This is a genomic window from Geothrix edaphica, from assembly GCF_030268045.1.
GTDB classification, from domain to species: domain Bacteria; phylum Acidobacteriota; class Holophagae; order Holophagales; family Holophagaceae; genus Geothrix; species Geothrix edaphica.
Genome location: NZ_BSDC01000001.1, coordinates 303,620 through 329,322, shown reverse-complemented (window position 1 = coordinate 329,322; position 25,703 = coordinate 303,620). Strand labels below are relative to the sequence as shown.

The 25,703-nt window shown below is 69.4% G+C and carries 30 protein-coding genes; 21 read left to right on the top strand and 9 right to left on the bottom strand.

Annotation, left to right across the window (positions count from 1 at the left end):
* The first annotated feature begins 6 nt into the window (after positions 1-6).
* Positions 7-561, top strand: coding sequence for a hypothetical protein (locus QSJ30_RS01525; RefSeq protein ID WP_285606019.1), 555 nt, complete (start codon positions 7-9; stop codon positions 559-561).
* 10 nt (positions 562-571) lie between these two features.
* Here the strand turns inward: QSJ30_RS01525 and QSJ30_RS01520 are convergent, their stop codons facing one another.
* The 3 genes from QSJ30_RS01520 to QSJ30_RS01510 all read right to left on the bottom strand — a co-directional run bounded on the left by QSJ30_RS01520 (position 572) and on the right by QSJ30_RS01510 (position 3,463).
* The gene (locus QSJ30_RS01520) at positions 572-1,438 is read right to left on the bottom strand and encodes a hypothetical protein (RefSeq protein WP_285606018.1); all 867 of its coding nucleotides are present in this window, start codon (positions 1,436-1,438) and stop codon (positions 572-574) included.
* Positions 1,439-1,559: 121 nt separating this feature from the next.
* Entirely contained in the window at positions 1,560-2,171 is a 612-nt protein-coding gene (locus QSJ30_RS01515; RefSeq protein ID WP_285606017.1) for a hypothetical protein, read from the bottom strand.
* Positions 2,172-2,233: 62 nt separating this feature from the next.
* Positions 2,234-3,463: an MFS transporter gene (locus tag QSJ30_RS01510; protein ID WP_285606016.1), complete on the bottom strand. Its 1,230-nt coding sequence runs from the start codon at positions 3,461-3,463 to the stop codon at positions 2,234-2,236.
* Positions 3,464-3,525: 62 nt separating this feature from the next.
* Between QSJ30_RS01510 and QSJ30_RS01505 the strand changes: the two genes are divergently transcribed.
* The 14 genes from QSJ30_RS01505 (at position 3,526) to QSJ30_RS01440 (ending at position 12,161) form a co-directional block, all read left to right on the top strand.
* A complete protein-coding gene (locus tag QSJ30_RS01505; protein ID WP_285606015.1) occupies positions 3,526-3,816 on the top strand; it encodes a DUF2164 domain-containing protein in 291 nt (96 codons plus the stop codon).
* A gap of 35 nt (positions 3,817-3,851) precedes the next feature.
* Positions 3,852-4,217 (top strand): 5-carboxymethyl-2-hydroxymuconate Delta-isomerase, encoded by a 366-nt coding sequence (locus QSJ30_RS01500; protein ID WP_285606014.1) that lies wholly within the window; start codon positions 3,852-3,854, stop codon positions 4,215-4,217.
* Between the two features lie 8 nt (positions 4,218-4,225).
* Entirely contained in the window at positions 4,226-4,432 is a 207-nt protein-coding gene (locus QSJ30_RS01495; protein WP_285606013.1) for a hypothetical protein, read from the top strand.
* Positions 4,433-4,454: 22 nt separating this feature from the next.
* Positions 4,455-5,987, top strand: coding sequence for a M14 family metallopeptidase (locus QSJ30_RS01490; RefSeq protein WP_285606012.1), 1,533 nt, complete (start codon positions 4,455-4,457; stop codon positions 5,985-5,987).
* A gap of 240 nt (positions 5,988-6,227) precedes the next feature.
* Positions 6,228-6,671: a DoxX family protein gene (locus QSJ30_RS01485; protein WP_285606011.1), complete on the top strand. Its 444-nt coding sequence runs from the start codon at positions 6,228-6,230 to the stop codon at positions 6,669-6,671.
* A gap of 2 nt (positions 6,672-6,673) precedes the next feature.
* A complete protein-coding gene (locus tag QSJ30_RS01480; protein WP_420798766.1) occupies positions 6,674-7,099 on the top strand; it encodes a YciI family protein in 426 nt (141 codons plus the stop codon).
* 36 nt (positions 7,100-7,135) lie between these two features.
* The gene (locus QSJ30_RS01475) at positions 7,136-7,555 is read left to right on the top strand and encodes a VOC family protein (RefSeq protein ID WP_285606009.1); all 420 of its coding nucleotides are present in this window, start codon (positions 7,136-7,138) and stop codon (positions 7,553-7,555) included.
* The gene (locus QSJ30_RS01470) at positions 7,552-8,166 is read left to right on the top strand and encodes a dihydrofolate reductase family protein (RefSeq protein WP_285606008.1); all 615 of its coding nucleotides are present in this window, start codon (positions 7,552-7,554) and stop codon (positions 8,164-8,166) included. Before QSJ30_RS01475 ends, QSJ30_RS01470 begins: the two co-directional genes overlap by 4 nt.
* Positions 8,163-8,636 (top strand): VOC family protein, encoded by a 474-nt coding sequence (locus tag QSJ30_RS01465; RefSeq protein ID WP_285606007.1) that lies wholly within the window; start codon positions 8,163-8,165, stop codon positions 8,634-8,636. Before QSJ30_RS01470 ends, QSJ30_RS01465 begins: the two co-directional genes overlap by 4 nt.
* A 115-nt stretch (positions 8,637-8,751) precedes the next feature.
* Positions 8,752-9,972, top strand: a complete 1,221-nt coding sequence (locus QSJ30_RS01460; RefSeq protein ID WP_420798765.1) for an RNA polymerase sigma factor — start codon at positions 8,752-8,754, stop codon at positions 9,970-9,972.
* 40 nt (positions 9,973-10,012) lie between these two features.
* Entirely contained in the window at positions 10,013-10,369 is a 357-nt protein-coding gene (locus QSJ30_RS01455) for a YciI family protein (protein ID WP_285606005.1), read from the top strand.
* Positions 10,370-10,489: 120 nt separating this feature from the next.
* Positions 10,490-11,131: a sensor domain-containing protein gene (locus QSJ30_RS01450; protein WP_285606004.1), complete on the top strand. Its 642-nt coding sequence runs from the start codon at positions 10,490-10,492 to the stop codon at positions 11,129-11,131.
* A 21-nt stretch (positions 11,132-11,152) separates the two neighbouring features.
* On the top strand, positions 11,153-11,419 hold the full coding sequence (locus QSJ30_RS01445) for a DUF4342 domain-containing protein (RefSeq protein ID WP_285606003.1): 267 nt from the start codon (positions 11,153-11,155) through the stop codon (positions 11,417-11,419).
* Between the two features lie 118 nt (positions 11,420-11,537).
* Entirely contained in the window at positions 11,538-12,161 is a 624-nt protein-coding gene (locus QSJ30_RS01440) for a hypothetical protein (RefSeq protein ID WP_285606002.1), read from the top strand.
* 63 nt (positions 12,162-12,224) lie between these two features.
* Here the strand turns inward: QSJ30_RS01440 and QSJ30_RS01435 are convergent, their stop codons facing one another.
* Both QSJ30_RS01435 and QSJ30_RS01430 read right to left on the bottom strand, forming a co-directional pair.
* Positions 12,225-14,024, bottom strand: a complete 1,800-nt coding sequence (locus QSJ30_RS01435; RefSeq protein ID WP_285606001.1) for an AMP-dependent synthetase/ligase — start codon at positions 14,022-14,024, stop codon at positions 12,225-12,227.
* Positions 14,025-14,065: 41 nt separating this feature from the next.
* Positions 14,066-14,887, bottom strand: a complete 822-nt coding sequence (locus QSJ30_RS01430; RefSeq protein WP_285606000.1) for a DUF4388 domain-containing protein — start codon at positions 14,885-14,887, stop codon at positions 14,066-14,068.
* A 308-nt stretch (positions 14,888-15,195) separates the two neighbouring features.
* Between QSJ30_RS01430 and QSJ30_RS01425 the strand changes: the two genes are divergently transcribed.
* From QSJ30_RS01425 to QSJ30_RS01400, 6 genes are read left to right on the top strand one after another with little or no spacing between them, the layout of a single operon-like run.
* Positions 15,196-17,211, top strand: a complete 2,016-nt coding sequence (locus tag QSJ30_RS01425; protein WP_285605999.1) for an NADPH-dependent 2,4-dienoyl-CoA reductase — start codon at positions 15,196-15,198, stop codon at positions 17,209-17,211.
* Positions 17,212-18,405, top strand: a complete 1,194-nt coding sequence (locus tag QSJ30_RS01420) for a winged helix-turn-helix domain-containing protein (protein ID WP_285605998.1) — start codon at positions 17,212-17,214, stop codon at positions 18,403-18,405.
* On the top strand, positions 18,402-18,998 hold the full coding sequence (locus QSJ30_RS01415) for a methyltransferase domain-containing protein (protein ID WP_285605997.1): 597 nt from the start codon (positions 18,402-18,404) through the stop codon (positions 18,996-18,998). Before QSJ30_RS01420 ends, QSJ30_RS01415 begins: the two co-directional genes overlap by 4 nt.
* Positions 18,999-19,054: 56 nt before the next feature.
* The gene (locus tag QSJ30_RS01410) at positions 19,055-20,017 is read left to right on the top strand and encodes an ABC transporter substrate-binding protein (RefSeq protein WP_285605996.1); all 963 of its coding nucleotides are present in this window, start codon (positions 19,055-19,057) and stop codon (positions 20,015-20,017) included.
* A complete protein-coding gene (locus QSJ30_RS01405) occupies positions 20,017-20,835 on the top strand; it encodes an ABC transporter permease (protein WP_285605995.1) in 819 nt (272 codons plus the stop codon). Before QSJ30_RS01410 ends, QSJ30_RS01405 begins: the two co-directional genes overlap by 1 nt.
* Complete coding sequence (locus QSJ30_RS01400) at positions 20,832-21,644, top strand: ABC transporter ATP-binding protein (RefSeq protein WP_285605994.1); 813 nt, start codon at positions 20,832-20,834, stop codon at positions 21,642-21,644. The genes QSJ30_RS01405 and QSJ30_RS01400 overlap by 4 nt, the downstream gene beginning before the upstream one ends.
* Before the next feature lie 16 nt (positions 21,645-21,660).
* Here the strand turns inward: QSJ30_RS01400 and QSJ30_RS01395 are convergent, their stop codons facing one another.
* The 4 genes from QSJ30_RS01395 to mutS are packed head-to-tail and all read right to left on the bottom strand — an operon-like array spanning position 21,661 to position 25,684.
* Complete coding sequence (locus QSJ30_RS01395; protein ID WP_285605993.1) at positions 21,661-22,002, bottom strand: hypothetical protein; 342 nt, start codon at positions 22,000-22,002, stop codon at positions 21,661-21,663.
* A 45-nt stretch (positions 22,003-22,047) separates the two neighbouring features.
* Positions 22,048-22,656, bottom strand: coding sequence for a lysophospholipid acyltransferase family protein (locus tag QSJ30_RS01390; RefSeq protein ID WP_285605992.1), 609 nt, complete (start codon positions 22,654-22,656; stop codon positions 22,048-22,050).
* Positions 22,657-22,691: 35 nt separating this feature from the next.
* On the bottom strand, positions 22,692-23,168 hold the full coding sequence (locus QSJ30_RS01385; protein WP_285605991.1) for a pyridoxamine 5'-phosphate oxidase family protein: 477 nt from the start codon (positions 23,166-23,168) through the stop codon (positions 22,692-22,694).
* Positions 23,165-25,684: a DNA mismatch repair protein MutS gene (mutS, locus tag QSJ30_RS01380; protein ID WP_285605990.1), complete on the bottom strand. Its 2,520-nt coding sequence runs from the start codon at positions 25,682-25,684 to the stop codon at positions 23,165-23,167. Before mutS ends, QSJ30_RS01385 begins: the two co-directional genes overlap by 4 nt.
* Between the last annotated feature and the right edge of the window lie 19 nt (positions 25,685-25,703).

Sequence of the window (25,703 nt, the reverse complement as noted above, 5' to 3'; positions counted from 1 at the left end):
CGCCCCATGCCGCCCCTCTCCCGCCCCGCCTTTCGCTGGTCCGTCCTCATCGGGCTCTGGGCGCTGGTGGGGGCAGTGCTGTGGATCCTGCTGGTGCAGGTCTTCCTCTTGGCCCTGAATCCCTTCTGCCACCTGCAGGCGCCGGGCGCGGCCCACGTGCAGGTGCGCAGCGTGGACCGGGACGCCGACAGCCAGATCACCGACTTCGTCACCGTGAAGCACGGCGACGCGGAGCGGGTGCTGCGCCTGGCCAAGGCCGAGGCCGGCGAGCTGCGCGCGGACGACGAGGTGTGGATCCTCGACGCCTGGTACGTGGACGGCCTGCGCCCCACGCAGTTCCGCCTGACGCTGCTGCGCGTGCTGCTGGAGTACCCGGCGCTCCTGCTCCTGCCCGCCGCCTGGGGCCTGTGGCGCGTGCGCAAGGCGAAGCAGGTGGCCGACGCCGCCCCGCTCCCGCCCGTGCGCCGCACCTTCACCGACGACTTCCACCTGCGGGCGCAGCGGTTCGCGAAGCCCGCGGCGGAGCAGCAGGAGCCGCCGCGGGACATCGACGAACGCTGAGGACCGCGCCCTACTTCGCGGGCTCCTTCGGGGGCTTGGGGGCCCAGAAGGCCGGGTCGCTGGCGATGACGTCGGAGTTGGGGTAGCTGAGCTTGGGGCTGAAGGCGAAGAGCTGGTTCTCCACGCCGTTGACCGTATCCATGAACGTCTTCTGCATGGCCTTGCGGCCCTCCTCGCCCAGGGCGTCCAGGAAGGCCTTGTTGGCGGTATCCATGGCATCCATGTCCGCCAGGGACTTCATGGGGCGCAGCACCACGAAGGTGGGCGACCAGGTGCCGGCCTCCACCTCGTAGAACGCGAAGGAGGCGGGGAAGTGGCTCTTCTCGTAGGCGGCGAGGGCCATCTTCACGCCCTCCTCGAAGGCCGCGCCCATGCCCTGCTTGACGCGGAAGGTGCGCACCCGCATGTACCGCATCTTGCCGATCTCCAGGGGCGGACCGTAGCTCAGGTCCTTGCGGAGGGTGCCCAGGAAGCTGCGGGTGCCGGCGAGGTGGTCGCCGTCCTTCAGGGAGATGGCGTCGATCTCCTTCTTGAGGGCCGGATTGCTGTCCCCCTCGTTGTGCTTCGCCTCCCAGTCCGCATACGAGCCGTAGCCCATGATGAACCAGGCCTCCGAGGGTCCGGTCAGCGAGCTCATGCCCAGGTAGTGCTCCGTGGCCTTGCCCTTGGCGAGGATGCGGCCCCAGGCGGCTTCCGTGGCCGCGTGGGCCGCGCCGTGGCCCGGCTTGACCTCCTCGCGGTAGAACATCATGAGGGGCGGCGGCGGCTGGGGGCCGCCCTGGGCCCGCAGGGCCGTGAAGCCCGGCGCCAGCAGGGCCGGGGCCACAAGGAGAGCCAGCCGGAAGGCCGAGGACGGGGAGAAGAGGGAATGCTTCATGGAAGCCCACCTCCAGAGGGCGGTCCCGAGAGTAGCCCTCCTCCATTGTCCATACCTAGTATTTTTTATGTTGTAACATCATCATTAAACCTGTTTAATCCAATTGAAAACCAGGTGGTAGCTAGCATGGCTGTCGGGTTCCCGCGGCCTCCCAGGCCTGGCGGAGCCGCCCCCGCAGGCGCTGGACGGCGGCGGGATGGGCGGTCTGGTCGCCGTAGAGGTGGTACTCGGCGGCCGGCGTGGGCGCCAGGTCCCGCAGCCGGGGGCCGTACTTCGCCTGGAGCAGGGCCAGGACCTGCTCGTAGCGCCACAGGGCCTCGTAGCGGACCGGCTCGCGCCAGACCTCGCGGGCGCCCAGGCGGATCACCAGGTCCTCGGCCTCCTGGTCCCAGAGCAGGTCCAGCACCGGATCCGGCAGGTCGGGCAGCTGGCTGGCCATCCGCAGCTTCAGGCGGTTGAAGCGGTCGCGGCCGTTCTCGATCTGGCCGATGTAGGCCCGCTCTCCCGGCGACAATCGGCCCGCATGGGCCTGCCATTGCTGGAGCGTGGGATAGGGCAGCACCGCCAGCATGGGGCGAGGCCCGGAGCCGTGCTCGCCGGGGCACTGGCAGTCCTGCAGGGCCTCATAGAGCTCGGTCCAGCCCTCCTCGAAGGTGCCCGTCCAGCCGCAGGTGGGGCACACGAGCGGGCGGGTCCGCCAGTCGCCGAAGTAGTCCAGGATGAGCGCGGTCACGGGGCCTCCAGGGATGGGCACAGTCCAGTCTTTCCCCATCCGATGGACAGCCCCTGTCCAGTTCATCCGCCCTGTGACTTGCCGACGTCCGACGAGCGGAAGCTCCGGTACAGCAGCAGGTCGTAGAGGATCTTCAGGCCGCCCGCGATGAGGAAGGGCGCGCCGGCCAGGGCGGGCACGGCCAGCAGGGGCCCCGCCAGCACGGGGGAGATGGCGGCCCCGGTGGTGCGGGCGATGCCGGTGACTCCGGCGGCGGCGGAGCGCTCGTCCGGCGCCACCACCGCCATGGTGTAGGCCTGGCGGGTGGGCACGTCCATCTGCGAAATGCTGAACCGCAGCAGCAGCATGGCCACAGCCAGGGGCAAGTTCGGCATGAGCGGCACCAGGATCAGCAGCACATTCGAGGGGATGTGGGTGAAGACCATGGTGCGGATAAGCCCGATCTTCGCCGCCAGCTTCACGGCGTAGAGGCTGGAGAGCCCGGCCAGGATGTTGGCCGCGAAGAAGATCGAGCCCAGGGCCCCCGGCGCCACGCCGAACTTCACGTGGAACCAGTAGGCCACGATGCTCTGGATGACGAAGCCCCCGGCGAAGGCGTCCAGCGAGAACAGCGCCGACAGCCGCAGCACCACGCCCTTGGAGGCATGCAGGCCCCAGCGGCTGGCGTGGGCGGCGGCGGGCGGCGCCTCCACGGCCGGGGACATGCGCGTGAACAGCGCGGCGAGGAGCAGCCCCACGCCGGCGTAGGCGAAGACCAGCACCCGGTAGCTGGCCACGGGGGTGTGACCCGCGGCCTGGAGGGCCTGGGCCGTCCAGCCCCCGGCCAGGGCCCCGAGGGCGGTGGCGAAGGAGCCCGTCAGGTTGTACCAGGCGAAGACGCCCGTGCGGCGGCGCTCCGGCAGCACCTGGGAGAGGGCGGCCTGCTCGATGGCCAGGAAGGGGCCCACCTCGTTGCCCGAGGGGCTGATGACCCCGAAGGTGGCCGCCAGCACCAGCACGGTGAAGTCGCCGCTGAGGGCGAAGGGGATTCCCGCCAGCACCATGAGGCCCGCGCCCACCAGCAGCATCTTCTTCCGGCCCAGGCGGTCGGCGTGGAGGGTGATCCAGAGCGAGATGAGCGTGTCGCCCACCAGCGTGAGCGTGAGCAGCAGGCCGATGCGCCCCTCGCTGAAGCCCAGGCCCGCCAGGTAGAGCACCAGCACCACGGACAGGAACCCGTACGAGAACATCCGCGCCGCCCGCGTCACGAAGAGCAGGCGGCCGTCGGCGTCCAGGCGGGCATTCGAGGGCATGGGACCTCCCGGAGAGCCCCCACTGTACACTTGCCCGGCCGCCTGCCGGCACAAGGTCGCCCATGGACATCAAGCTCTCCCCCGACACCGAGAAGCGCCTGCACGGCGCCATCCAGCGCTTCGTGGCCGAGGAGTACGGCGAGAGCCTGGGCGAGCTGGGGGCGGGCACCTTCCTCACCTTCTGCCTCAAGGAGATCGGCCCGGCCATCTACAACCAGGCCGTGGCCGACGCCCAGGCCTGCCTCCAGGAGCGCGTGACGGACCTGGAGAACATCTGCTTCGCGGAGGAGACCAGCTACTGGGACAAGGGCGGGGCGAAACGGATCCAGCGCCGACCGGACCATCGGCGGTAGCATCCGGTACCTGCCCTCGGAGCCCCGGACCCGCCATGCCCCACTGCATCCTCGAAACCTCGGACAACCTCCTGGACCAGCCGGACTGGACGGAGGTGCTGCGGAAGATCAACCGGGCCCTGGTGGCCACGGGGCTCTTCACCCAGGCGGACATCAAGAGCCGGGCCATCCAGCACGGCCGGTTCGTCATCGGCGATGGTTCGGCGGACCAGGCCTTCGTCACCCTGAACGTGCAGATTCTCGGCGGCCGCACGGACGAGGTGAAGGCCGAGATCAGCGAGGCCCTGCTCCAGGAGCTGGCGCGGGCCTTCCCCCGCACCTTCGCCCAGATGAAGTGCAGCCTCACCGTCCAGATCACGGACATCCACCGCCCCAGCTACCGCCGCCAGATCAGCTACTAGGAGCCCCCGTGGTCGATGCCATCTCCTCCCGCCAGCTCACCCTGCTCCAGGTGGTGGCCAAGCATCCCGACGTGGCCCGGGACCACCTGGTCAAGGCCGGCGCCACGGACGCGGACCTGGCCTACCTGGAACGCCACGACCTCATCCGCGAGCGGGCCATCGGGCGCTACCGCGTGTCCCACATGGGCCTGGAAGTGCTGAAGCGGAGCCTGTGAATCCCATCCGGAAGGAGAAGCCATGTCCCTGCTCACCCGCGCCGAAGCCACCCGCTACGAGGAGACCAGCCGCCACGCCGATGTGATGGCCTTCGTGGCCGGCCTTCAGGCCAAGGGCGACAAGCTGTTGCACGTCACCTCCTTCGGCACGAGTCCCCAGGGCCGGGAGCTGCCCCTGCTGGTGCTGTCGGCCCATGGCGTGACCACCCCCGAGGAGGCCCGCAGCCTGGGCCTGCCCGTGGTGCTGGTCATCAGCGGCATCCACGCGGGCGAGGTGGAGGGCAAGGAGGGCTGCCTGATGCTGGTGCGCGACCTGCTCGACGGGAAGCCGGGGCTGGATGCGGGCCAGATCCTCGAGAGCCTCACGCTGGTGGTGGTGCCGCTCTTCAATCCTGACGGCAATGACGCCATCGACCCGGGCAACCGCAAGCTGCACCTGCCCAAGCTCACGGGCCAGCTGGGCCCGGACAGCGGCGTGGGCACCCGCGTGAACGCCGCCAAGATCAACCTGAACCGCGACTACCTGCGGTACGAAGGCGCGGAGATGCGCCTGCTGCAGACCCGCGTGTGCCAGCCCTGGGCGGCGGACCTCACCATCGACAACCACACCACGAACGGTTCGGTGCACCGCTTCTCCATGACCTACGACATTCCCCACACCGTGGAGAGCGGCCGGGGCGAGCCCATCGAGTACATGCGGAACCGGCTGCTGCCCCCCGTCACCGCGGCCCTGAAGGCCAACCACGGCCTGGACGCGGGCTGGTACGGCAACTTCGTGGAGGACGAGCGGGCCCTGGACGCCGACCGCGACGCGGAGCCCGGCGCCCCCGTGCGCGAGGGCTGGATGACCTACCCGCACCACCCGCGCTTCGGCAGCAACTACCGGGGCCTCACCAGCCGCATGGACCTGCTGCTGGAGTGCTACTCGTACATCTCCTTCGCCGAGCGCGTCCGCACCGCCTACGCCTTCATGCTGGAGACGCTCAAGTACGTGGCCGCCCACCGGGATGAGGTGGTGCAGACCGTGGCCGAGAGCCGCACGCCGCGGAACCGCATCGCCGTGCGCTACGACCTGAAGGCCTTCCCGCAGCCTGTGGAGATCCTCACACGCACGCCCCGCACCCTGGAGGGCGCGCCCTCGACCGTGACCCTGCCCCACCTGGGCCGGTTCGTGGGCACCAAGGTGGTGGAGCGCCCGGCGGCCTACCTGGTGCCGCCCTCCGTGGCCGCCCACCTGCGCCTCCATGGCCTCACCCTGCAGGAGGCCCTGGGCGCCTTCGAGGTGGAGGTGCCCGTGGTGGAGGCCCTGGAAACCGAGGGCGGCCGGGCCATCCTGGAGGCCGCCGCCGTGGGCGAGCTGGCCGTCTCCTGGCGCCGGGTGCCCCGGAAGGCGCCCATGGGCTGGTCCCTGGTGCCCACGGATCAGCCGCTGGGCGCCATCGCCGCCTACCTCTGCGAGGCGGAGAGCGATGACGGTGCCGTGGAGAACGGCCTGCTGCCCCTTCCGGCCCTGGGCGAGGAACTGGCCCTGTGGCGGGTGCCCGCCCTGGGCTGAGGCCCTCCCGACACCAGGCCCCCCGCCTGCCAAGGTCGCCCAGGCATCGGGGCGGCCCGGGCCGTCGGCCTGGTTAACCTTACGAATACTAATCTTAACGATTCATCTCAAAAAAAGTTTCAAAGCCTGTCGATTCCGCCGCCTCCCACTCGACGCATGAGTAGAATCCGGGACCTGCCGCCACCTCGCGCGGAAGCCACCCCACGGTTCACATCTGCAGCGCACCTGGAGGAGGCACCCATGCCAACCAACACCCCACCCGCCCCCATCCCGGCCAGACGGCTCTGGGCGGGCCGCACCCTCAGCGTCCTGCCGGTGCTGTTCCTGGCCTTCGACGCCGTCGCCAAGCTGATGCGGCTGCCGCCGGTCCTCGAGGCCTGCGCCAAGCTCGGCTACTCGGAAAACGTCGCGGGTCCCCTCGGCATCACCCTGCTCACCTGCGTCGTGCTCTACGCGGTTCCCAGGACCTCCGTGCTGGGAGCCATCCTGCTCACGGGCTACCTGGGCGGCGCGGTGGCCACCCATGTGCGGGTCGGCGATCCCCTGTTCTCCCACATCCTCTTCCCGACCTATGTGGCCGCGCTGGTGTGGGGAGGGCTGTACCTGCGCGATGCGCGGCTCGGGGTGCTGCTCCCCTTCCGGACGATCGGCCTTTCCAACCCCACCCCTTCCAAGGAGGCATGACAATGCGCGTCATGGTCATGATCAAGGCGACCCAGCACACGGAGGCCGGCGTCCTCCCTGACGAGAAGCTGCTGGCCGACATGGGCCGCTACAACGATGAGCTGGTGAAGGCCGGCGTGATGCTCGCGGGAGAGGGGCTCCACCCCAGCTCCAAGGGCGTGCGGGTGAGCTTCTCCGGCGCGACGCGGACCGTGATCGACGGGCCCTTCACCGAGACGAAGGAGCTGATCGCCGGCTTCTGGCTCTGGCAGGTCCGGTCGATGGACGAGGCCGTCGAATGGATCAAGCGCTGCCCCAATCCCACGGGGGAAACGGCCGAAATCGAGCTCCGCCAGGTCTTTGAAGCCGAGGATTTTGGACCCCAGTTCACACCCGAACTGCGGGAGCAGGAGGAGCGCCTGCGCGCCCAGATCGCCGGGAAGGCCTAGCCCCCACATCAGCCACGCCGACAAGGAGAGCAACCGATGCACAAACAAATTTTCGTGAACCTGCCCGTCACTGACCTCAAGGCGTCCATGGCGTTCTACGCCGCCATCGGCTTCACCAACAATCCCGCGTTCTCGGACGAGACGGCGGCCTGCATGGTCTGGAGCGAGGCCATCTACGTGATGCTCCTGACCCATGCCAAGTGGCGCACGTTCACCACGCGGGCCATTCCCCAGCCCACCTCCAGCGAGGTGATGCTCGCCGTCTCCTGCGAGAGCCGAGAGGCGGTGGATGCGATGAACACCGCGGCCGCCGCGAGTGGCGGGGTGTCCGACGTCAACCCCATCCAGGATCTGGGTTTCATGTACGCCCGCGAGTTCACCGATCCTGACGGCCACGTCTGGGAGGCGGTGTGGATGGATCCGGCCGCGATCCCCCATGAGAACCCGCCCAGATGAGAAAACTCCGAATCATCGAACACTTGTCCCTGGACGGCGTGATCCAGCACTCCACCGATGATGACGGTTTCCGCCACAGCGACTGGACCGTGCCATATCGGACACCCGCTGGCCGGGAGGCCATGCTGGCGGCGTACGGCGGGAGCTTCGATCTGTTGCTGGGCCGTCGCACCTACGACCTCTGGTCGGGCTACTGGCCCAAGGCGCCGGGCAGCCCGATGGCTGACCGCCTCAATGCGGCCATGAAATACATTGCGACCCACCGTCCGGAAAGCCTTGAGTGGGGCCCGTTCGAGAACCTCGGGCCGGACTTTCTCGGCGGCCTTCGCCGCATCAAGGCCCAGGACGGCCCGGACCTCATCCTCTCGGGCAGCTCCACGCTGACATCGACGCTGCTCGGGCATGGGCTCGCGGATGAAGTCCTGCTGGCCGTCTACCCGGTCCTGCTGGGCACGGGGAAGCGCCTCTTTGCGGAGGGAACCCCGCCACGTTCACTCGAGCTTGTCAGCACGCATGCATTCCCGTCCGGCATCCTCTTCACGACCTACAAGGTCGCTGGGCCCTTGAAGCCCTTCTCCGACCATCACGATCCACAGGAGGCTTCCAAATGAGCAAGAACACGATCTGTCTCTGGTTTGAGCGTGACGCAGAAGAGGCTGCACGCTTCTACACGGAGACCTTCCCGCAGAGCCGTCTCGGAGCCATCCACAAGGCCCCTTCCGACTATCCGGATGGAAGCGCTGGCGACACCCTGGTGGTGGAGTTTGTCGTCGCCGGAATCCCGTGCATTGGATTGAACGGCGGGCCTCAGTTCAAGCACAGCGAAGCCTTTTCATTCCAGATCGCGACGGAGGACCAGGAGGAAACGGACCGGTACTGGAACGCGATTGTCGGAAACGGCGGCCAGGAAAGCCAATGCGGCTGGTGCAAAGACAAGTGGGGCATCAGCTGGCAGATCACGCCCCGCATCCTGACCGACGTGATGGCCAGGGGCGGACCAGTCGCGAAGCGCGCCTTCGAGGCCATGATGCCCATGGGGAAAATCGACATCGCCTCCATCGAAGCGGCGATCCGAGGCTGATCGCCACCTTCCGGCAGGCGCGATCGTCCCGGAGGTTGCGGCCCGCCCCTGAAGCTGGTCTGATTCCCATGTGACGACAACCGACGCCCATCGAGCCATCGACACCGTCTGGCGGATGGAATCCGCCCGGCTCATCGGGGGCCTCCTGCGGATGGTGAGCGATCTGGACCTGGCGGAGGAGCTTGCCCAGGATGCCCTCGTCATCGCCCTCGAGCAGTGGCCCGGAGCGGGAATCCCCGAGAACCCCGGGGCCTGGCTCATGGCCACGGCCAAGCGCCGGGCCATCGACCGGCTGCGGCGGATCAAGCTGGCGGAGCGGAAGCACGAGGAACTGGGCCGGGAGCTCGAGGCCCAGCAGGAGACGGCCATGGAGGCCTTCGACGCCGAGCTGGACGATCCCATCGGGGACGACCTGCTGCGGCTCATGTTCATCGCCTGCCATCCGCGGCTCTCGCCCGAGGCCAGGACCGCACTCACCCTGCGGCTGCTGGGGGGCCTGACGACCGGGGAGATCGCCCGCGCCTTCCTCGTGCCGGAGCCCACCATCGCCCAGCGCATCGTCCGGGCCAAGCGGACCCTGGCCGAGGCACGGGTTCCCTTCGAGGGGCCCGGCAGGGCCGAGCTCCGCGACCGCCTGGCCTCGGTGCTGGAAGTGATCTACCTGATCTTCAACGAAGGCTACTCGGCCACCGCCGGCGAGGACTGGATCCGGCCCGCGCTCTGCGAGGAGGCCCTGCGCTTGGGCCGCATCCTGGCGGAGCTTGCGCCCTGGGAACCTGAAATCCACGGCCTCGTCGCTCTCATGGAGATCCAGGCCTCGCGGCTCCATGCGCGGGTGGGGCCCACTGGGGATCCGATCCTGCTGCTCGATCAGAACCGCGGAAAGTGGGATCAGCTCCTCATTGGCCGGGGGCTCGCCGCCCTCGACCGGGCCGAGAAGCTGGGCGGCGCCCCCGGGCCCTACGTACTGCAGGCGGCCATCGCCAGCTGCCATGCCCGTGCCCGCACCGCCGCGGATACGGACTGGACGCGCATCGCGGCCCTCTATGGAGAGCTCGCCCGGATCAGCCCATCTCCGGTGGTGGAACTCAACCGCGCCGTGGCGCTGGGCATGGCCTCCGGCCCCGCGGCGGGCCTTGAGCTCGTCGATGCACTGGCCTCCGAACCCTCGCTCAGGGAGTACCACCTGCTTCCGAGCATCCGTGGCGACCTCCTCGCGAAGCTGGGCCGCGCCAGGGAAGCCCGGGCCGAGTTCCAGCGGGCAGCCGGCCTCGCGCGGAACGTCCGGGAGCGGAAGCTGCTCCTGGATCGGGCCGCCGCCTGCGAGCGCGGCTGAGCATGCCCAGGCCCCACATTTCACTCGAAAGGAGATCCCCATGCCCTACATGCTGCTGATCCTGGAATCGCGGGCCCAGCGCCCGAGCCGGACCCTGGAAGAGGGGCATGCCGTCTACGACCGAATGGTGCGCTTTTCGGAGGACCTGCAGGCCCGCGGCCTGCTGATGGCCACCAACTCGCTCCGGTCCGATCGGGAGGGCGTCCGGGTGCAGGTGCGCGAGGGCCGGCGCACCCTCCTGGACGGCCCCTTCTCCGAATCCAAGGAGATGGTGGGGGGATTCTTCCTCCTGGATTGCCAGACCCGGGAGGAAGCCATCGCCATCGCATCGACCTGCCCCGCTGCGGAATGGGCCACCGTCGAGGTGCGGGAGATCGGCCCCTGCTACGACGACTGAGGCCGGGCCCGGGCTCGCCCGCGCCCAGCCGTGCCTTCGCCGACCCCCGCCCTCCGTTCGCCGGTTTCCCCCGCCGGAAGGCCCGCCCGATCCGTAGATTGGAACATCCATGGAGGTTCCATGCCCCTGCTGTCCCCGCCCCACCCCGGCTTCTTCGAGGTCCTGGCCACCCGCCGCGCCTACACGACCCTGCTCTACCTGCTGTGCTCCATGGTCACGGGCATCCTCACCTTCACCTACGCGGTGACCGGGCTGTCCCTGAGCCTGGGCCTGGCCATCCTCATCATCGGCCTCCCCGTGGCCGCGGCCTTCCTGGCCGGCACCCGCCTGCTGTCCGTGGCCGAGGTGCACCTGCTGAAGGCCCTGGTGGGCGCCGAGGGCTCCGAGGCCCCCACCCTGCTGCCCGCCGGGGAAGGCTGGCTGGCGCGCCTGAAGGCCCTGGTCACCGACCGCCGCACCTGGACCAGCCTCCTCTACTTCCTGCTGCTCCTGCCCCTGGGCATCGCCTACTTCACGCTGCTCGTCACCCTCCTCACCACGGGCCTGGCCCTGCTGGCGGTGCCGGTGCTGCGCCTGCTCCACCTCGGCGCCAGCTTCACCGGGGACCTGGGCGGCGTCGCCTGGGTCACCGCCCACCCCGGCCTGGCGGTGGCCCTCTGCGGCCTGGCGGGCCTCGCCCTCCTGCCCCTCACCTTCCATCTGGCCCTGCTGCTGGGCCGCTTCCAGGTCTGGCTCGCCCGGCACCTGCTGATCCGCGCCTGACCCCGCCAAAAGGAATCCACCATGTCCGCCGATACGCAGAACCGCACGCGCACCGAGGAATTCAAGCTCGATGGCGGCAAGGTCCTCGACAAGATCAAGGAGCTGATCCACGAGGGGAACATCCGCCGGATCATCCTGAAGAACGAGGAGGGGAAGACCCTCATCGAGATCCCCCTCACGCTGGGCCTGGTGGGTGCCGCCCTGCTGCCGGTGTTCGCCGCCGTGGGCGCCCTGGCCGCGGTGGCCACCCGCATGGTGATCGCAGTGGAAAAGGTGGATCCGGACTGAGCCGGCCCCTGGCCGGAAGCGCCGGACTCGGCGCGATTCATGACCGGTGGCTCCCTTGACTCTCCAGTTAGGTCATGGAAGGATGGACCGTCTTCCCTTTTCCCAACTGGAGGTAACCATGAAAAAAACAACCATCGCCCTTGCCCTGCTCCTCGGCGCGCCCCTGGCGGCCCAGACCTTCGAGCTGGGCCTCTTCGCCGGACAGCAGCAGTACCCGTCGATCCACACCGACGTGGCGCCGGGCACCACCCTGCGGATGGAGACTGACAACAAGACCGTCTTTGCGGTCCGGTTCGGCTACTCGGTGGTGGACCTGGGCCCCGCCCAGTTCCAGCTCACCGCCGGCTACCAGCCCGAGTCCAAGGCCACGGTCAAGGCCTCGCTGCCGGGGACCCCCGCGGTGGACGTCGGCGAGTTCAAGGAGAACCACTGGTCCGCGGGCGCCATGTTCAACTTCAAGGCCTTCGTGGCCGTGGGCGCCGGCTTGGAGTTCCGCTCGGAGCGGCTCTCCGCCAGCTTCTCCGGTGCCGGTGACAGCACCACCTACAACCGCGTGTGGGCCCGGGTGAACGCCGGGTTCGCCATCCCCTCGCCCGTGGTGAAGCCCTTCGTGGGCCTCGAGGTCGCCTTCCCCCTCACCACCAAGAGCAGCGGAGTGGATCCCAGTGCCAGCAGCGCGGACGCGCTCAAGGCCATGGCGCCCAAGAGCCAGTTCGGACTCTACGCAGGCATCCGCTTCTAGCACACGCAGGAGAAGGGCCCCCGGGGCGCCTGGCGCTCCGGGGGCCCTTCTTCTCTGCCTGATTCAGGCCCCCTTGTAGAGCGATTCGATGAGGGTGGCGTACATCTCGTTCACCACCCGGCGCTTCACCTTGAGGCTGGGGGTGAGCTGGCCGGTCTCCAGGCTCAGCTCGTGATCGAGGATGGCCACCTTCTTGATCCGCTCGAAGTTGGAGAGCTGCTGGTTGATCTGCTCCACCCGCTCCATCATCAGCTGGTGCACCTCGGGACGGGCCACCAGGTCGCGGTTGTTGGAGAAGGGGACCTTCTTCTGGTGGGCCCAGCGGTGGAGGCTGTCGAAGTTGGGGATGAGCAGGGCCGAGATGAAGTTGCGCCGGTCGCCCAGCAGGACGGCCTGGGTGATGAACTTGTCGGTCTTGAGCAGTTCCTCGATGGGTTGGGGCGCCACCTTCTTGCCGCCACTGGTGACGATGATCTCCTTCTTGCGGTCGGTGATCTTGAGGAGGCCCCGGGCGCTGAGCTCGCCGATGTCGCCGGTGCGGAAGTAGCCGTCCTTGTCGAAGGCCTCCGCCGTGCCCTCGGGGTTCTTCCAGTAGCCCTTCATCACGTTGGGGCCCTGGACGAGGATCTCGCCGTCCTCGGCGATCTTCACGTAGGGCTTGCCCTCCCAGCTGTCGTAGATGGGCCGCCCCACCTTGCCCGGCACCACCTCGCCGAAGCGGTTGAAGGAGACCACGGGGCTGGTTTCCGTGAGGCCGTAGCCTTCGGTGATGGGCAGGCCGATGGCCCAGAAGAAGGCCATGACCTTGGGCGCCAGGGGCGCGCCGCCGCTGATGGCGAAGCGGATGTTCCCGCCGGTCTTGGCCAGGATCTTGTGGAAGACCAGGTGGCGGCTCCACCAGAGCTGGAACTGGAGCCAGAGGGGGATCTTCTGCTTCTCGTACAGGTAGGGCACGGACATGTCCCCGGCCCACATGGCCCAGTGGAAGATGAACCGCTTCACGATGCTGCTGGAGGCCACGCCCTCGCGGACCCGGGCGTAGATCTTCTCGTAGATGCGGGGCACGCTGATGATGATGGTGGGCTTGGTGGCCTGGAGGTCATCGCCCACGGTGGCGATGCTCTCCGCGTAGTAGATGCTCGCGCCGATGCGCATGGTCGAGTAGTGGCCCGCCATGCGCTCCAGGATGTGGGAGAGGGGCAGGAAGGACAGGCAGCGGTCGCCCTTCTTGAGCTGCAGCAGCTGGAGGGTGCGCTCCACGTTGGACACCAGGTTCCCGTGGGTGAGCATGGCGCCCTTGGGATCGCCGGTGGTGCCGGAGGTGTAGATGATGGTCAGCAGCTCCTCCGCCTTCCGCTGGCGGGCCCAGGCCCGCACCTCGGGGCGCCGGGCCTCCAGGGCCTCGCCCTCGGCCATGAGGCTGGAGAAGGGGATCACGGAGGGATCGGCGGGAATGCCGTCCATCTGCACCACCCAGGTCAGCGCCGAGTCCGGTCCCTTGGCGGTGAGCGCCTTCCGGGCCTGGTCGGCGGTGGAGCAGAAGACGATGCGGGCCTCCGAGTGCCGGAGGATGAAGGCGCTCTGGGGCGCGTTCAGGGTGGGATAGAGCGGGACGGTGGGCAGGCCGGAGATGGCGCAGGCGTAGTCCACCACGGCCCACTCGGGCCGGTTCTCGCAGATGAGCGCCACGGGCTCGCCCGCCTTCAGGCCCCGGGCCTCCAGGGCCAGGGCCAGGCGCTCCACCCTGGCCTGCAGCTCCTGGTGGGAGATGGGCACATAGACGCCCCCCTTCCGATAGGCCAGCGCATCCGGGGACTGGAAGGAACAGGCCTGGTAGAACAGGTCGGCGATGGTCTGGACCATGGCTGGCTCCAAGGGAAAGGACGTGCTCCGGGGAGGGAAGGTCAGGGGGCGGGTCGGACCACCACGATGTCGGAGGGGCCGACGCCCCAGCTCTGGAGGAAGGGCTCGGGCGCGGCGAGCACGCCATCCGCGAGCCCCTGGACGAAGCGCACATCCTCGTGGGCCACGCCGCCGCGCCACTGGATCCTCACCTGGGTGATGAGGCCGTGGCTGTAGGGCTGGAGGCCCCGCCAGCGGGACTCGTGGATGACACCCAGCTCCACGTGGTCGCCCTTCTTGAAGAGGCCGGTCTTCAGGGTCTCCACCGCCAGGGGGACGGCAGGTTCGAAGACCTGGAGACGCTCCGCCTGCAGGAGGGCGAAGGCGGCTTCAAGCACCGCCGTCTCGTTCAGCTGGGTGGTGGTCATCACCTGATGGAAGTCCTGGTAGCCATCGAAGTGCGGGATGGCCTTCAGGGCGTCGGCGGACAGCTTCAGGCCCGCCGTGAGAGCGGGCTCGGGCAGGAAGGTCCAGGGCACCGCGTCCAGGGAGGGGAAGTAGGCCCCCAGGCGCCGGCGGGTGTCCAGGGTGCGGGCCGATTCCATGAGCAGATCGGGCACGCTCCTCCGGATGCTCCCCACGGGCTTGACCGGGACCGCCTGGAACTCGAACTCGCCCCGCTCCCAGGCCAGGAGCTCGAAGGCAGCGGATTCGCCGGTGGTCCGGCCCGTCTCCGCGTGGACCACCGCCCCGCCGCTCACGTAGATGACGCCCTGGAAGCGGCCGTTCTGCAGGAGCAGCTGGCCGGTCTTCTTGTTCAGGTGGAGCATCTGGACCACGTCCGTGATGCTGATGCTCTCGAGGAGTCCCCGCAGGTTGCTCATGGGCGCTCCTGGGCCCCGCAGGCCCGGACCTCCGCCACGCCGGAGGCGGGGGCGGGACGACGGGCGGGAAAGGCTGAGTAGGGCATGGCCAAGGTCTTACCAATCAAGGGGGGCCGGAAGGAACGGTCCACCATTGGAAGGCCCAAGGCTGGCCGGGTCAAGAGGGCGAATAAGAGTCCGGCGGAGAGTCAATGGCAGCGCAACCGCCCCGGGGAAAACCCGGCCAGGCAAGAGACACCCCGTGGCGAAGCCGCCTGGGAACACGGATTCCCGACTCACCGTACACTGCCACCAGCCCCGGAGCTTCCATGCCGTACCCCCGCCTGCTGGCCCCCCTCGACCTGGGATTCACCACCCTGCGCAACCGCGTGCTGATGGGCTCCATGCACACGAACCTGGAGGAGGCCAAGGGCGGCTTCGTCAAGCTGGCGGCCTTCTACGCGGAGCGCGCCAAGGGCGGCGTGGGCCTCATCGTCACGGGGGGCATCGCGCCGAACCTGCGGGGCCGCCTCGCGCCCTTCGGCTCCCAGCTCTCCTGGCCGTGGCAAGTGGGCAAGCACCGGCTGGTGACGGAGGCCGTGCATGCCGCAGGCGGAAAGATCGCCCTCCAGATCCTGCACGGGGGCCGCTACAGCTACCACCCCCTCAGCGTGGCCCCCTCCGCCGTGAAGAGTCCCATCACCCCCTTCAAGCCGCGGGCCCTCTCCCAGTGCGGCATCCGGGCCACCATCCGCGACTACGCCCGGTGCGCGGCTTTGGCGAAGAAGGCCGGCTACGACGGCGTGGAGATCATGGGCAGCGAGGGCTACCTCATCAACGAGTTCATCGCCGCCCGCACCAACCGCCGCACGGACGCCTGGGGCGGGTCCTTCGAGAACCGCATGCGCTTCCCCGTGGAGGTGGTGAAGGCGGTGCGTGCCGCGGTCGGCAGCGATTTCATCGTCATCTTCCGTCTCTCCATGCTCGACCTGGTGCCCGAGGGCAGCACCTGGGAGGAGGTGGTCCAGCTGGCCAAGGCCGTGGAGGCCGCCGGCGCGACGATCCTGAACACCGGCATCGGCTGGCACGAGGCCCGCGTGCCCACCATCGGCGCCATGGTGCCGCGGGGCGCCTACGCCTGGGTGACGCAGAAGCTCAAGGGCGAGGTGGGCATCCCCCTCATCACCACCAACCGCATCAACACGCCCGAGGTGGCCGAGGAGCTCCTCGCCGGGGGCTGCGCCGACATGGTGAGCATGGCCCGGCCCCTGCTGGCGGACGCCGATTTCGTGGTCAAGGCCGCCGAGGATCGCGCCCTGGACATCAACACCTGCATCGCCTGCAACCAGGCCTGCCTGGATCACGTCTTCCAGAACAAGCGCGCCACCTGCCTGGTGAACCCCCGCGCTTGCTATGAGACCGAGCTGGTCTTCGAGCCGGCCATCGCCCCCAGGCGCATCGCCGTGGTGGGCGGCGGTGCGGCGGGCATGAGCTTCGCGTGCCACGCGGCGGAGCGCGGCCACGTGGTCACCCTCTTCGAGGCCCAGGCGGAGCTGGGCGGCCAGCTCAACCTGGCCAAGCACGTGCCGGGCAAGGAGGAGTTCTACGAGATGCTGCGCTACTTCGGGCGCCGCCTGGCCACCGCGGGCGTCACCGTGCGCCTGGGCGAGCGGGCCACCGTGGAGGCGCTGACCGGCTTCGAGGAGGTCATCCTCGCCTCGGGGGTGCTGCCCCGCACGCCCTCCATCCCGGGGGTGGACCATCCCAAGGTCATCAGCTACCCGGACCTCCTGTCGGGCCGGAAGACGGCCGGGCAGACCGTCGCCGTCATCGGCGCCGGAGGCATCGGCTTTGACGTGGCGGAGTTCCTGGTGCAGCCGGATCCGACGCCGGATCGCGGGCGCTACCTCAACGAGTGGGGAGTGGACGGCGCCCACGCCCACCGGGGCGGCCTGCTGGCCACGCCCCAGCCGCCCCCGCCTGCGCGCCAGGTCTTCCTCCTCCAGCGCAAGACCAACCGCATGGGCGCCGGCCTGGGCAAGACCACGGGCTGGATCCACCGCGCCGGCCTCAAGGCCATGAAGGTGAAGATGCAGGGCGGCATCCACTACGAGCGCATCGACGATGCAGGGCTCTGGATCCGCGATGGCAAGGATGCCGGCTCCAAGTGCCTGGCCGTGGACAGCATCATCCTCTGCACCGGGCAGGAGTCCGAGCGCAGCCTCGCGGAACCCCTGACCGCCCTCGGCGTGTCCGTCCACCTCATCGGCGGCGCCGACCTCGCCGCCGAGCTCGACGCCCAGCGCGCCATCCGCCAGGGCGCCGAGCTGGCGGCGAAGATCTGAATGCCCGGCTCCCTCCCTCTCCTTCCCGCCTCCGCCGCCCGGCGCCTCTTCCTGGGGGCCCAGGGCCTGCTGGATGACCCTGCGCGCCGGGCCACCGCGGCGTCGGTCCAGGGCCTCCTCGAGCGCCTGGGCTTCGTCCAGATGGACACCATCAACGTGGTGGCCCGGGCCCACGACCTCACCCTCCTCAGCCGCCTGGACGGCTACAAGCCGGAGCACCTGAGGAAGCTGCTGGAGGACAGGCGGAGCCTGTTTGAAGGCTTCACCCACGACGCCTCCGCCATCCCCACGGCCTTCTTCCCCCACTGGAAACCCCGCTTCGCGCGGGACCGGGAGCGCATCCGCGCCCACGCCTGGTGGCAACACCACTTCCGCGGCACGGACGGGGCCCGGGTGGTGCAGGACGTGAAGACCCGCATCGAGCGCGAGGGACCGCTGAAGTCCTCGGACTTCGAGCACCCCGAGAAGCGCGGCCCCTGGTGGGGCTGGAAGCCGCAGAAGGCCGCCCTGGACTTCCTCTGGCGCAGCGGCGAGCTGATGGTCCCCCGGCGCGAGGGCTTCCAGAAGCTCTACGACCTCACCGAGCGCGTGCTGCCGGAGCACCACGCGCGGCCCTGCCCCGATCCCCAGGAACACCAGGAGTGGGCCTGCGCCAGCGCCGCCGAGCGGCTCTGGGTGTTCACTCCGAAGGAACTGGCGGAGTTCTGGGCGGGCATCGAGGCCGCCGAAGCCAGGGCCTGGTGCGCCGCCGCGGCGAAGGCAGGGCGCCTCGTCCCCGTGGAGGTGGAGGGGGCCGATGGCGAGGTCCGCCCCGCCTTCGCCCTGGCGGACTGGGAGGCGCGCCTGGCGAAGCTGCCCGATCCGCCGGACCGCACGCGCCTGCTCTGCCCCTTCGATCCCATCCTCCGCGACCGCGCCCGCGCCCTGCGCCGCTTCGGCTTCGACTACCGCTTCGAGGCCTTCGTGCCTGGGCCGAAGCGCCAGTACGGCTACTTCGTGCTGCCCATCCTCGAGGGCGACCGCCTGGTGGGCCGCCTCGATCCCAAGCTGCACCGCGACCGCGGCCTGCTGGAGATCAAGGGCCTCTGGTGGGAGCCCGGCGTCAAGGCCACGAAGGCCCGGAAGCGCGGTCTGGACGAGGCCCTGGAGCGGCTGGCAGGGTTCGTGGGCGCAGACGAGATCCAGCTGCCATGACCGACCACCCCGACTACTGGAACCGCCTCTACGAAGAGCAGGGCCGCCCTGGCTGGGACATGGACGGCGCCACGCCACTGGTGCGCGACATGCTGGATCTGGCCCTTCCCCTGGGCCTGCGCCCGGGCAGCGACCTGGTGGTGCCGGGCTGCGGCTATGGCCACGATGCCGTGGAACTGGACGCGCGGGGTTTCGCGGTCACGGGTCTGGACTTCGCGCCCCTGGCCATCCAGGGCGCCATGAAGCGCTATGGAGACCGAGTCGCGTGGTCGCAGGCGGACTGGTTCAGCACCCAGCTCGGGCCCTGGGACGCGATCTTCGACCACACCTGCTTCGTGGCCATGGATCCCGCCCGGCGGCCAGCCTATGTGGATGCCTGCGCGCACCACCTCCGGCCTGGCGGCCTCTGGATGGCCGTGGTCTTCCATGACGTGAACGGACGGCCGGGACCTCCACATGCCGTTTCCATGTCGGAGATGCGCCTTCTTGCGGAAGCCCGCTTCGAGATCCTGCATCTTGCGCACGCAACAAACAGCCATCCGCGCCGCCTGGGGCGGGAGTTCCTGCTGGTGGCGAGGCGCCGGCAGGATTGACCGGTGCATCTCCGGGAACCGTTGGCCTAGAATGGTCCAAACCCCCGGAGTACCCCATGCGAATGAAGCCTTTGGCCTTCCTGCTCGCCCTGTCCTCCCTGAGTCTGCTGGCCCAGGATGTGGTCCGTCTCGGCAACCTGAAGTTCGCGCATTACGGGGCCGTGTCCTACATGAAGGAGCTGGCACCGAAGTACAACCTGCGGGTCGATGAGCGGATGTTCGCCAAGGGCATCGACATCAACCCGGCCATCGTGGCCGGCGAGATCGACGCCAGCGCCGCGGCCCTGGATGCCGCCATCGCCGGCCGGGCGGCGGGCGTGCCCATCTACGTGGTGGCCGGCTTCGCCCGGGGCGGCGCGCGCATCGTGGTGAACGCGAGCTCCGGCATCCGGTCGCTGAAGGACCTCAAGGGCCGGAAGGTGGGCGTGGCGCGCGGCGGAGCCCAGGAGCTGCTGCTGCTGGCGGAGCTGGCCAAGGCCGGCCTCACCTGGTCCGACAGGCCCGGCAAGGATGTGCTGGTGCTCTACCTCCCCTTCGCGGACCTGAACCAGGCCCTCATGGCCAAGAACATCGACGCCATGTGCCAGAGCGAGCCCTACAGCTCCCAGGCCATCAACCGGAAGTTCGGCGTGGAGCTGCTCAAGCCGTACGACACGCCCCTCGGCGAGCCCATCCGCGCCCTGGTCATCACGGAGAAGCTCTACAAGGAGCGCCGCGATGTGGCCCAGCGCTTCCTGCTCTGCTTCGTGGAGGCCACCAAGAAGTTCATCGACGAGCCCAAGACCGCTGAGAAGTATGTCCGCGAGACGATGTTCAAGAACCAGATCAGCGCCGAGGACTACCTGGACGCCATCGGGAACTCCCCCTTCAGCTATGACATCACCGTGTCGCACGTGCAGGTCACCACGGACCTGATGGCCAAGTACGGCGTGGGCAAGATGGCCAATCCGCCCAAGGCCGGCGACTGGGTGAAGCTCGACCTCCTGGCGGAGGCCAAGAAGCGGCTGAAGGTGAAGTAGTGAAGCGATACAAGCACGCCGCCTCCGGCATCCTCGTCCCCCTGGCGGCCCTGGCCTTCTGGCACCTGCTGTCCGCCAAGGGCTGGGTGAACGCCACCATCCTGCCTTCCCCCATGCAGGTGCTCACCAAGTGGTGGGCCTACCTGCGGCCCCTGGAGGCCTTCGATCCCAGCCAGGGGTCGTACCTCAAGTGGTGCTTCACCGGCGAGCTGATCCAGGACGCCATGGGCAGCCTCTACCGCGTGCTGCTGGGCTTCGCCATCGGCACGGGCCTGGCCCTGCCCCTGGGCCTGGCCATGGGCTACAGCAAGGTGGCCTACGGCCTCTTCAACCCCCTCATCCAGGTGCTGCGGCCCATCCCGCCCATCGCGTACATCCCGCTCTCCATCCTCTGGTTCGGCCTGGGCAACCCGCCGGCCGTGTTCCTCATCAGCATCGGGGCCTTCTTCCCCGTGCTGATGAACACCGTCACCGGCGTGCAGACGGTGGACAGCATCTACCTGCGGGTGGGCCGGAACCTGGGCGCCTCGCGGTTCACGCAGTTCACCCGCATCATCCTGCCCGCGGCCACGCCCTACATCTTCACCGGGGCCCGCATCGGCATGGGCACGGCCTTCATCGTGGTGATCGTCTCCGAGATGATCGCCGTGAACAACGGCCTGGGCTACCGCATTCTCGAAGCCCGGGAGTACCTCTGGTCCGACAAGATCATCGCCGGCATGTTCACCATCGGCCTCCTGGGCCTGGGCATCGACACGGTCATGAGCCGCCTCAGCTCCCGCCTGCTGCGGTGGCATCGCGGCCTGGAGCAGGGATGACGGACATGACCCACACCGCCTCCCACATCTCCATCCAGGGCGTCCACAAGGTCTTCCAGAGCGGCGGCCAGGATGTCTACGCCCTCAAGGCCATCGACCTGGAGATCCCCCGCGGGGAGTTCGTCTGCCTGCTGGGTCCCTCCGGCTGCGGCAAGTCCACCCTGCTGAACGCCGTGGCGGGCTTCAGCCTGCCCAGCTCCGGCGCCATCACCGTGGAAGGCGCGGCCATCTCGGCGCCCGGCCCCGACCGCGGCATGGTGTTCCAGGAATACGCCCTCTTCCCCTGGATGACCGTGGAGCAGAACATCGCCTTCGGCCTCCAGATCAAGGGCGAGACCAAGGCGGCCATCCAGGCCAAGGTGGGCAGCCTGCTGGAGCTCCTGCACCTCCAGGATTTCCGGAAGCGCTACCCCAAGGACCTCAGCGGCGGCATGCGCCAGCGCGTGGCCATCGCCCGGGTGCTGGCCCTGGATTCGCCCATCATGCTCATGGACGAGCCCTTCGGCGCCCTGGACGCCCTCACCCGCCGCAACCTGCAGGACGAGCTGCTGCGCCTGTGGACCGAACTGAGGAAGACCATCCTCTTCGTCACCCACAGCATCGAGGAGGCCCTCTACCTGGCGGACCGCACCGTGGTGATGACCTACCGCCCCGGCACCATCAAGCGGGACCTGCGCGTGGACCTGCCCCGCCCCCGCGACGTGGCCAGTCAGGCCTTCAACGCCCTGAAGAAGGAGCTGAGCCTGCTCCTCATGGAAGAGCAGAACCGGCACGAGCAGGACGAGTTCCGCGGCGCGGCGGTGGACTGAGGTCGGTCTCCGGGCTTCAGTCCTCAGGGTTCAGGATTTTGAGGGGCGGCTTCGGGTCTGCAGGGGTGCCGGGCTGGGGAAGGCCCTCCCCGCCCCGTCCCCGGGTGGCCAGGGCCACGGCCAGGGTCCAGAGGGGGGCGAGGTTCAGGTACGGAACCGCCTCGGTGACGAACGACGGCAGGAAGGCCCAGTGGAAGCCGAGCATGGCCCACAGGACGACCATGGTGATCAGATCGAGGCCGGCACCCAGGAACCAGCCCATGGGGCCCGAGAGATCCGCCGGCACCTGGATGGCGTCCACGGTCAGGGCGATGGCCCAGGCCACACGGATGCGGGTCTTGCTGAGGGGCCTGGGCATGGGGGAAGTCTACGCCCTGGAACCTGAGGTGTGGAAGATCGGAGCTCACGCCTCGAGGTGGATGTCCGACAGCGCCTTCATCACCAGGTCGGCACAGGCCTGATAGCGGGCGCGGCCGGTGAGCTCGGCGGGGAGCGCGGAGAGATCCACCGGCGGCCCGGCGACGATGGTGATCCGCCCCGGCCTCGGCCATCGGGCCTCGCGGCCCCAGCACTCGAAGGCCCCGAAGATCCGCACTGGGACCACGGGCACCTCGCCCTTGGCGATGATGAAGCCGATGCCGGCCTCGGCTTCCTGGAGGGTGCCATCGGGCGAGCGGGTGCCTTCCGGGAAGATGAGCACCCGGTTCCCCTCCTTGAGCAGGCCCAGGATGCGCTTCATGCTGGCGAGATCGCCCTTGCCCAGGTCCACGGGCAGCACCTGGATCCGCGGGAGCAGCCAGCCCAGGAGCCCCTTGAACAGGGTCTTCCGGGCCAGGTAGTAGATGGGCTTCCGGAAGGCGGCCCCCACGGCCGCCGGATCCAGGAAGCTCACATGGTTGGCCACGATCAGGGCTCCCCCGGCTTCGGGGAGGAACTCCCGGTGCAGGGTTTGGTGTCGGAATACAAGGTGGCCGACGACGCGCGACAGGGTGTGGGCGATCCAATAGATCATGGGCACACCATCGGCCTGGGGCCGCGTCTGCCCGCTCACCGGCGCGCCTTTCCCGTGGCCCGCTCGATGCGGACGCGCAGCACCGCCGTGCGGAAGAGGTCCTTGTCGAGCTCGCGGTCCACCACCTCGGGGTGCTCCGCGGCGAAGCGCAACCCCAGGGCCCGAAGCGCCGCGCGCTTCTCCGCCTCGTCCGTGAGCAGCTGCGCGACGCCGAAGACGACCACGCTCGCGTAGCGGGTGGCCAGCTCGGCGGGCAGGGCCTCGGCCACGGTGACGGCGCAGTACGAGACCTTCGGGTTGAAGGCCAGGTTGGCGAGCTTGTGGCCCACCGTGGCGCAGTGGATGATCAGGGCCCCGTCCACCACGGCGTGGTTCACGGGCACCGCGTAGGGCCAGCCATCGGCATCCACCGTGGCCAGCACGCCCCACTCGGCCTCCTCCAGCAGGCGCAACGTCTCCTTCTCCTCGAGCGCCCGGTCGCGCCGGCGGATGGGATGGTGGGGGGCGCTCATGCCCGCTGCTTCGCGATCCAATTGAGGGCCTCCAGGGGGGTCATGCGGTTCAGGTCCAGGGCCTCCAGCTCGGCACGGAGGGCGTCCGGCTCCGGTTCGAACAAGGGAAGCGCGGGTTGGCTCGGCAAGGGCGCCCGGGGCGGGGCTTCCGGCGCCTGGGCCAGCAGGCGCTGGGCCTTCTGGATGACGGCCTTGGGCAGGCCCGCAAGCCGGGCCACCTGGATGCCGTAGCTGCGGTCGGCCGGGCCCGGCGCCACGCGGTGGAGGAAGTGCAGCTGCTCCTCCCACTCCTGGACCTCCACGTGGAGGTTCTGGATGCGGCTGTCGTCCGCCAGCTTGGTCATTTCAAAATAGTGCGTGGCGAAGAGCGTCCGGGGCGCCCCGCCCTTGAGGTCCCGCAGGAACACGGCGATGGCTTCCGCCAGGGCCAGGCCGTCCCGGGTGGAGGTGCCGCGGCCGATCTCGTCCAGGATCACCAGGCTGGCGGCCGTGGCCTGGTTGAGGATCCGGGCGGTTTCCGTCATCTCCACCATGAAGGTGGACTGGCCCTTGGCCAGCTGGTCCGAGGCGCCGATGCGCGTGAAGATGCGGTCCACCAGCCCGAACCGCATGAGCTCCGCGGGCACGAAGGAGCCGGTCTGGGCCAGCACCACCAGGAGGGCCGCCGTGCGGAGGAAGGTGGACTTGCCGCCCATGTTGGGGCCCGTCACCACGGCCATGGGCTGCGCCCCGCTGAACTGCAGGTCGTTGGGGATGCACTCGCGGCCCAGCCGCGCTTCCAGCATGGGGTGGCGGGCGGAGGCCAGCACCAGTTCGCGATCCTCGCCGAGCTCGGGTCGCGTCCAGCCGGACAATCGCGCCCGCTCGGCAAGCGCGGCGAGCACATCCAGGGCGGCCACGGCCCGAGCCAGGCGCGTGAGGTCCGCGCGGTGCTCCAGCACCAGGGCCAGCAGGCGCTGGAACTGCACCGTCTCCAGGCGCCCCTGGTCGCTCTCGGCGCTCAGGAGCCGCTGCTCGAAGGCCACCAGCTTCTCTGTGGTGAAGCGCTCGGCATTGGCCAGGGTCTGCTTGCGGAGGAAGTGGGCGGGAACGGCCCCCAGATTGGCCTTGGTGATCTCGAAGTAATAGCCGAACACCCGGTTGTACTTGATCTTCAGGCTGTTGATGCCGGAGGCGGCGCGCTCCTCCTCCTCCAGTTCGAGCATCACCTGCTTGGCATCCCGGGCCAGGCGGCGCACGGCATCCAGCTCCGCGTCCACGCCCTCGCGGATGACGCCCCCCTTCTCCAGATCCAAGGGCGGCGCCTCGGCCAGGCAGCGCTGGAGCTCCGCCAGCAGCGGCGTGCAGAGGGGCGTGTCGCCGGGCCACAGGCCCAGGTCCGCCACCTCGCTGGCCCAGCCCTCGTCCTGGATCCGCGCGGGCAGTTTCTGGAGGACGGCCAGGCCCTCGCGGAGCTGGGCCAGCTCCGGCGGGGTGGCGAGCCCCAGGGCCACGCGGCCCAGCAGGCGGTCCAGGTCCGGCACCTGGCCCAGCAGGGTCTGGATGGGCGCGCGGCGACGGTCCTCCGTGAGCCAGGCCACCTGGGACCAGCGACGCTCCAGGGCGGCGCGGTCCCGCAGGGGCTGCTCCAGCCAGGCCTTCAGCAGGCGGGAGCCCAGGCGGGTGCGGCACTGGTCCAGCAGGGCAAGCAGTGATCCGGCCCGGCCGCCGTCCAGGCCGTTGGCCAGCACTTCCAGGTGCCGGGCACTGGTGGCGTCCAGCAGGGGACCCGCGGCGCCGAGCTCCAGCGACACACCCTGGAGGTGCGCGGGGCGGCCCTTCTGGGTGGTTTCCACGTGATCCAGCAGGGCCGCCAGGGCTCCCAGGGCCGCCGGGTGGGGATCGAGGCCCACGCCTTCGAGATGCTGCCACCCGAAGAAGGCCAGCACCTGCTGCTTCGCCCTCGACGGCTCGAAGCGCCAGGCCGGCAGCCGCGTGCGCGCCGCCTCCAGATCCGGAAGATCCTCGGCGCCCTCGGCCAGGATGAGCTCCTGGGGGCCCAGGCGCTCCAGCGTGGCCCGCAGGGCCTCCTCGCCTTCGCCCGGCAGCACCCGCAGGGCCCCGGAGGCCAGCTGCAGCAGGGCCAGGCCCCAGGTGCCGCCGTGCCGGTGCAGGGCGCAGAGCCAGCGGGCGTCGTCGTCCAGCCAGGTGCCGGGCGTGATGATGCGCTTGATGGCGCGGGGCAGCAGGCCCTTGACCTCCTCGGCCTTGGCCGTGGGCTCGGCGATGGCCGCGGAGAAGCCCGCCGCCAGCAGCTTCGGAAGGTAGGATTCCAGTGCGAAGTGGGGCACGCCGCACATGGGCGTCTCGGATTCGGAGCCCTTGCCGCGCATCGTCAGGGCGATCTCCAGCACCGGCGCGGCGCGCACGGCATCCTCGCCCAGGATCTCGTAGAAGTCCCCCATGCGGGTGAGCAGCACGGCCTCGCCCGCCTCGCGCTTGAGGCCCGCGATCTGCTGCAGCATCGGGGTGGACATGGGTGGGCGATCAGAGGGT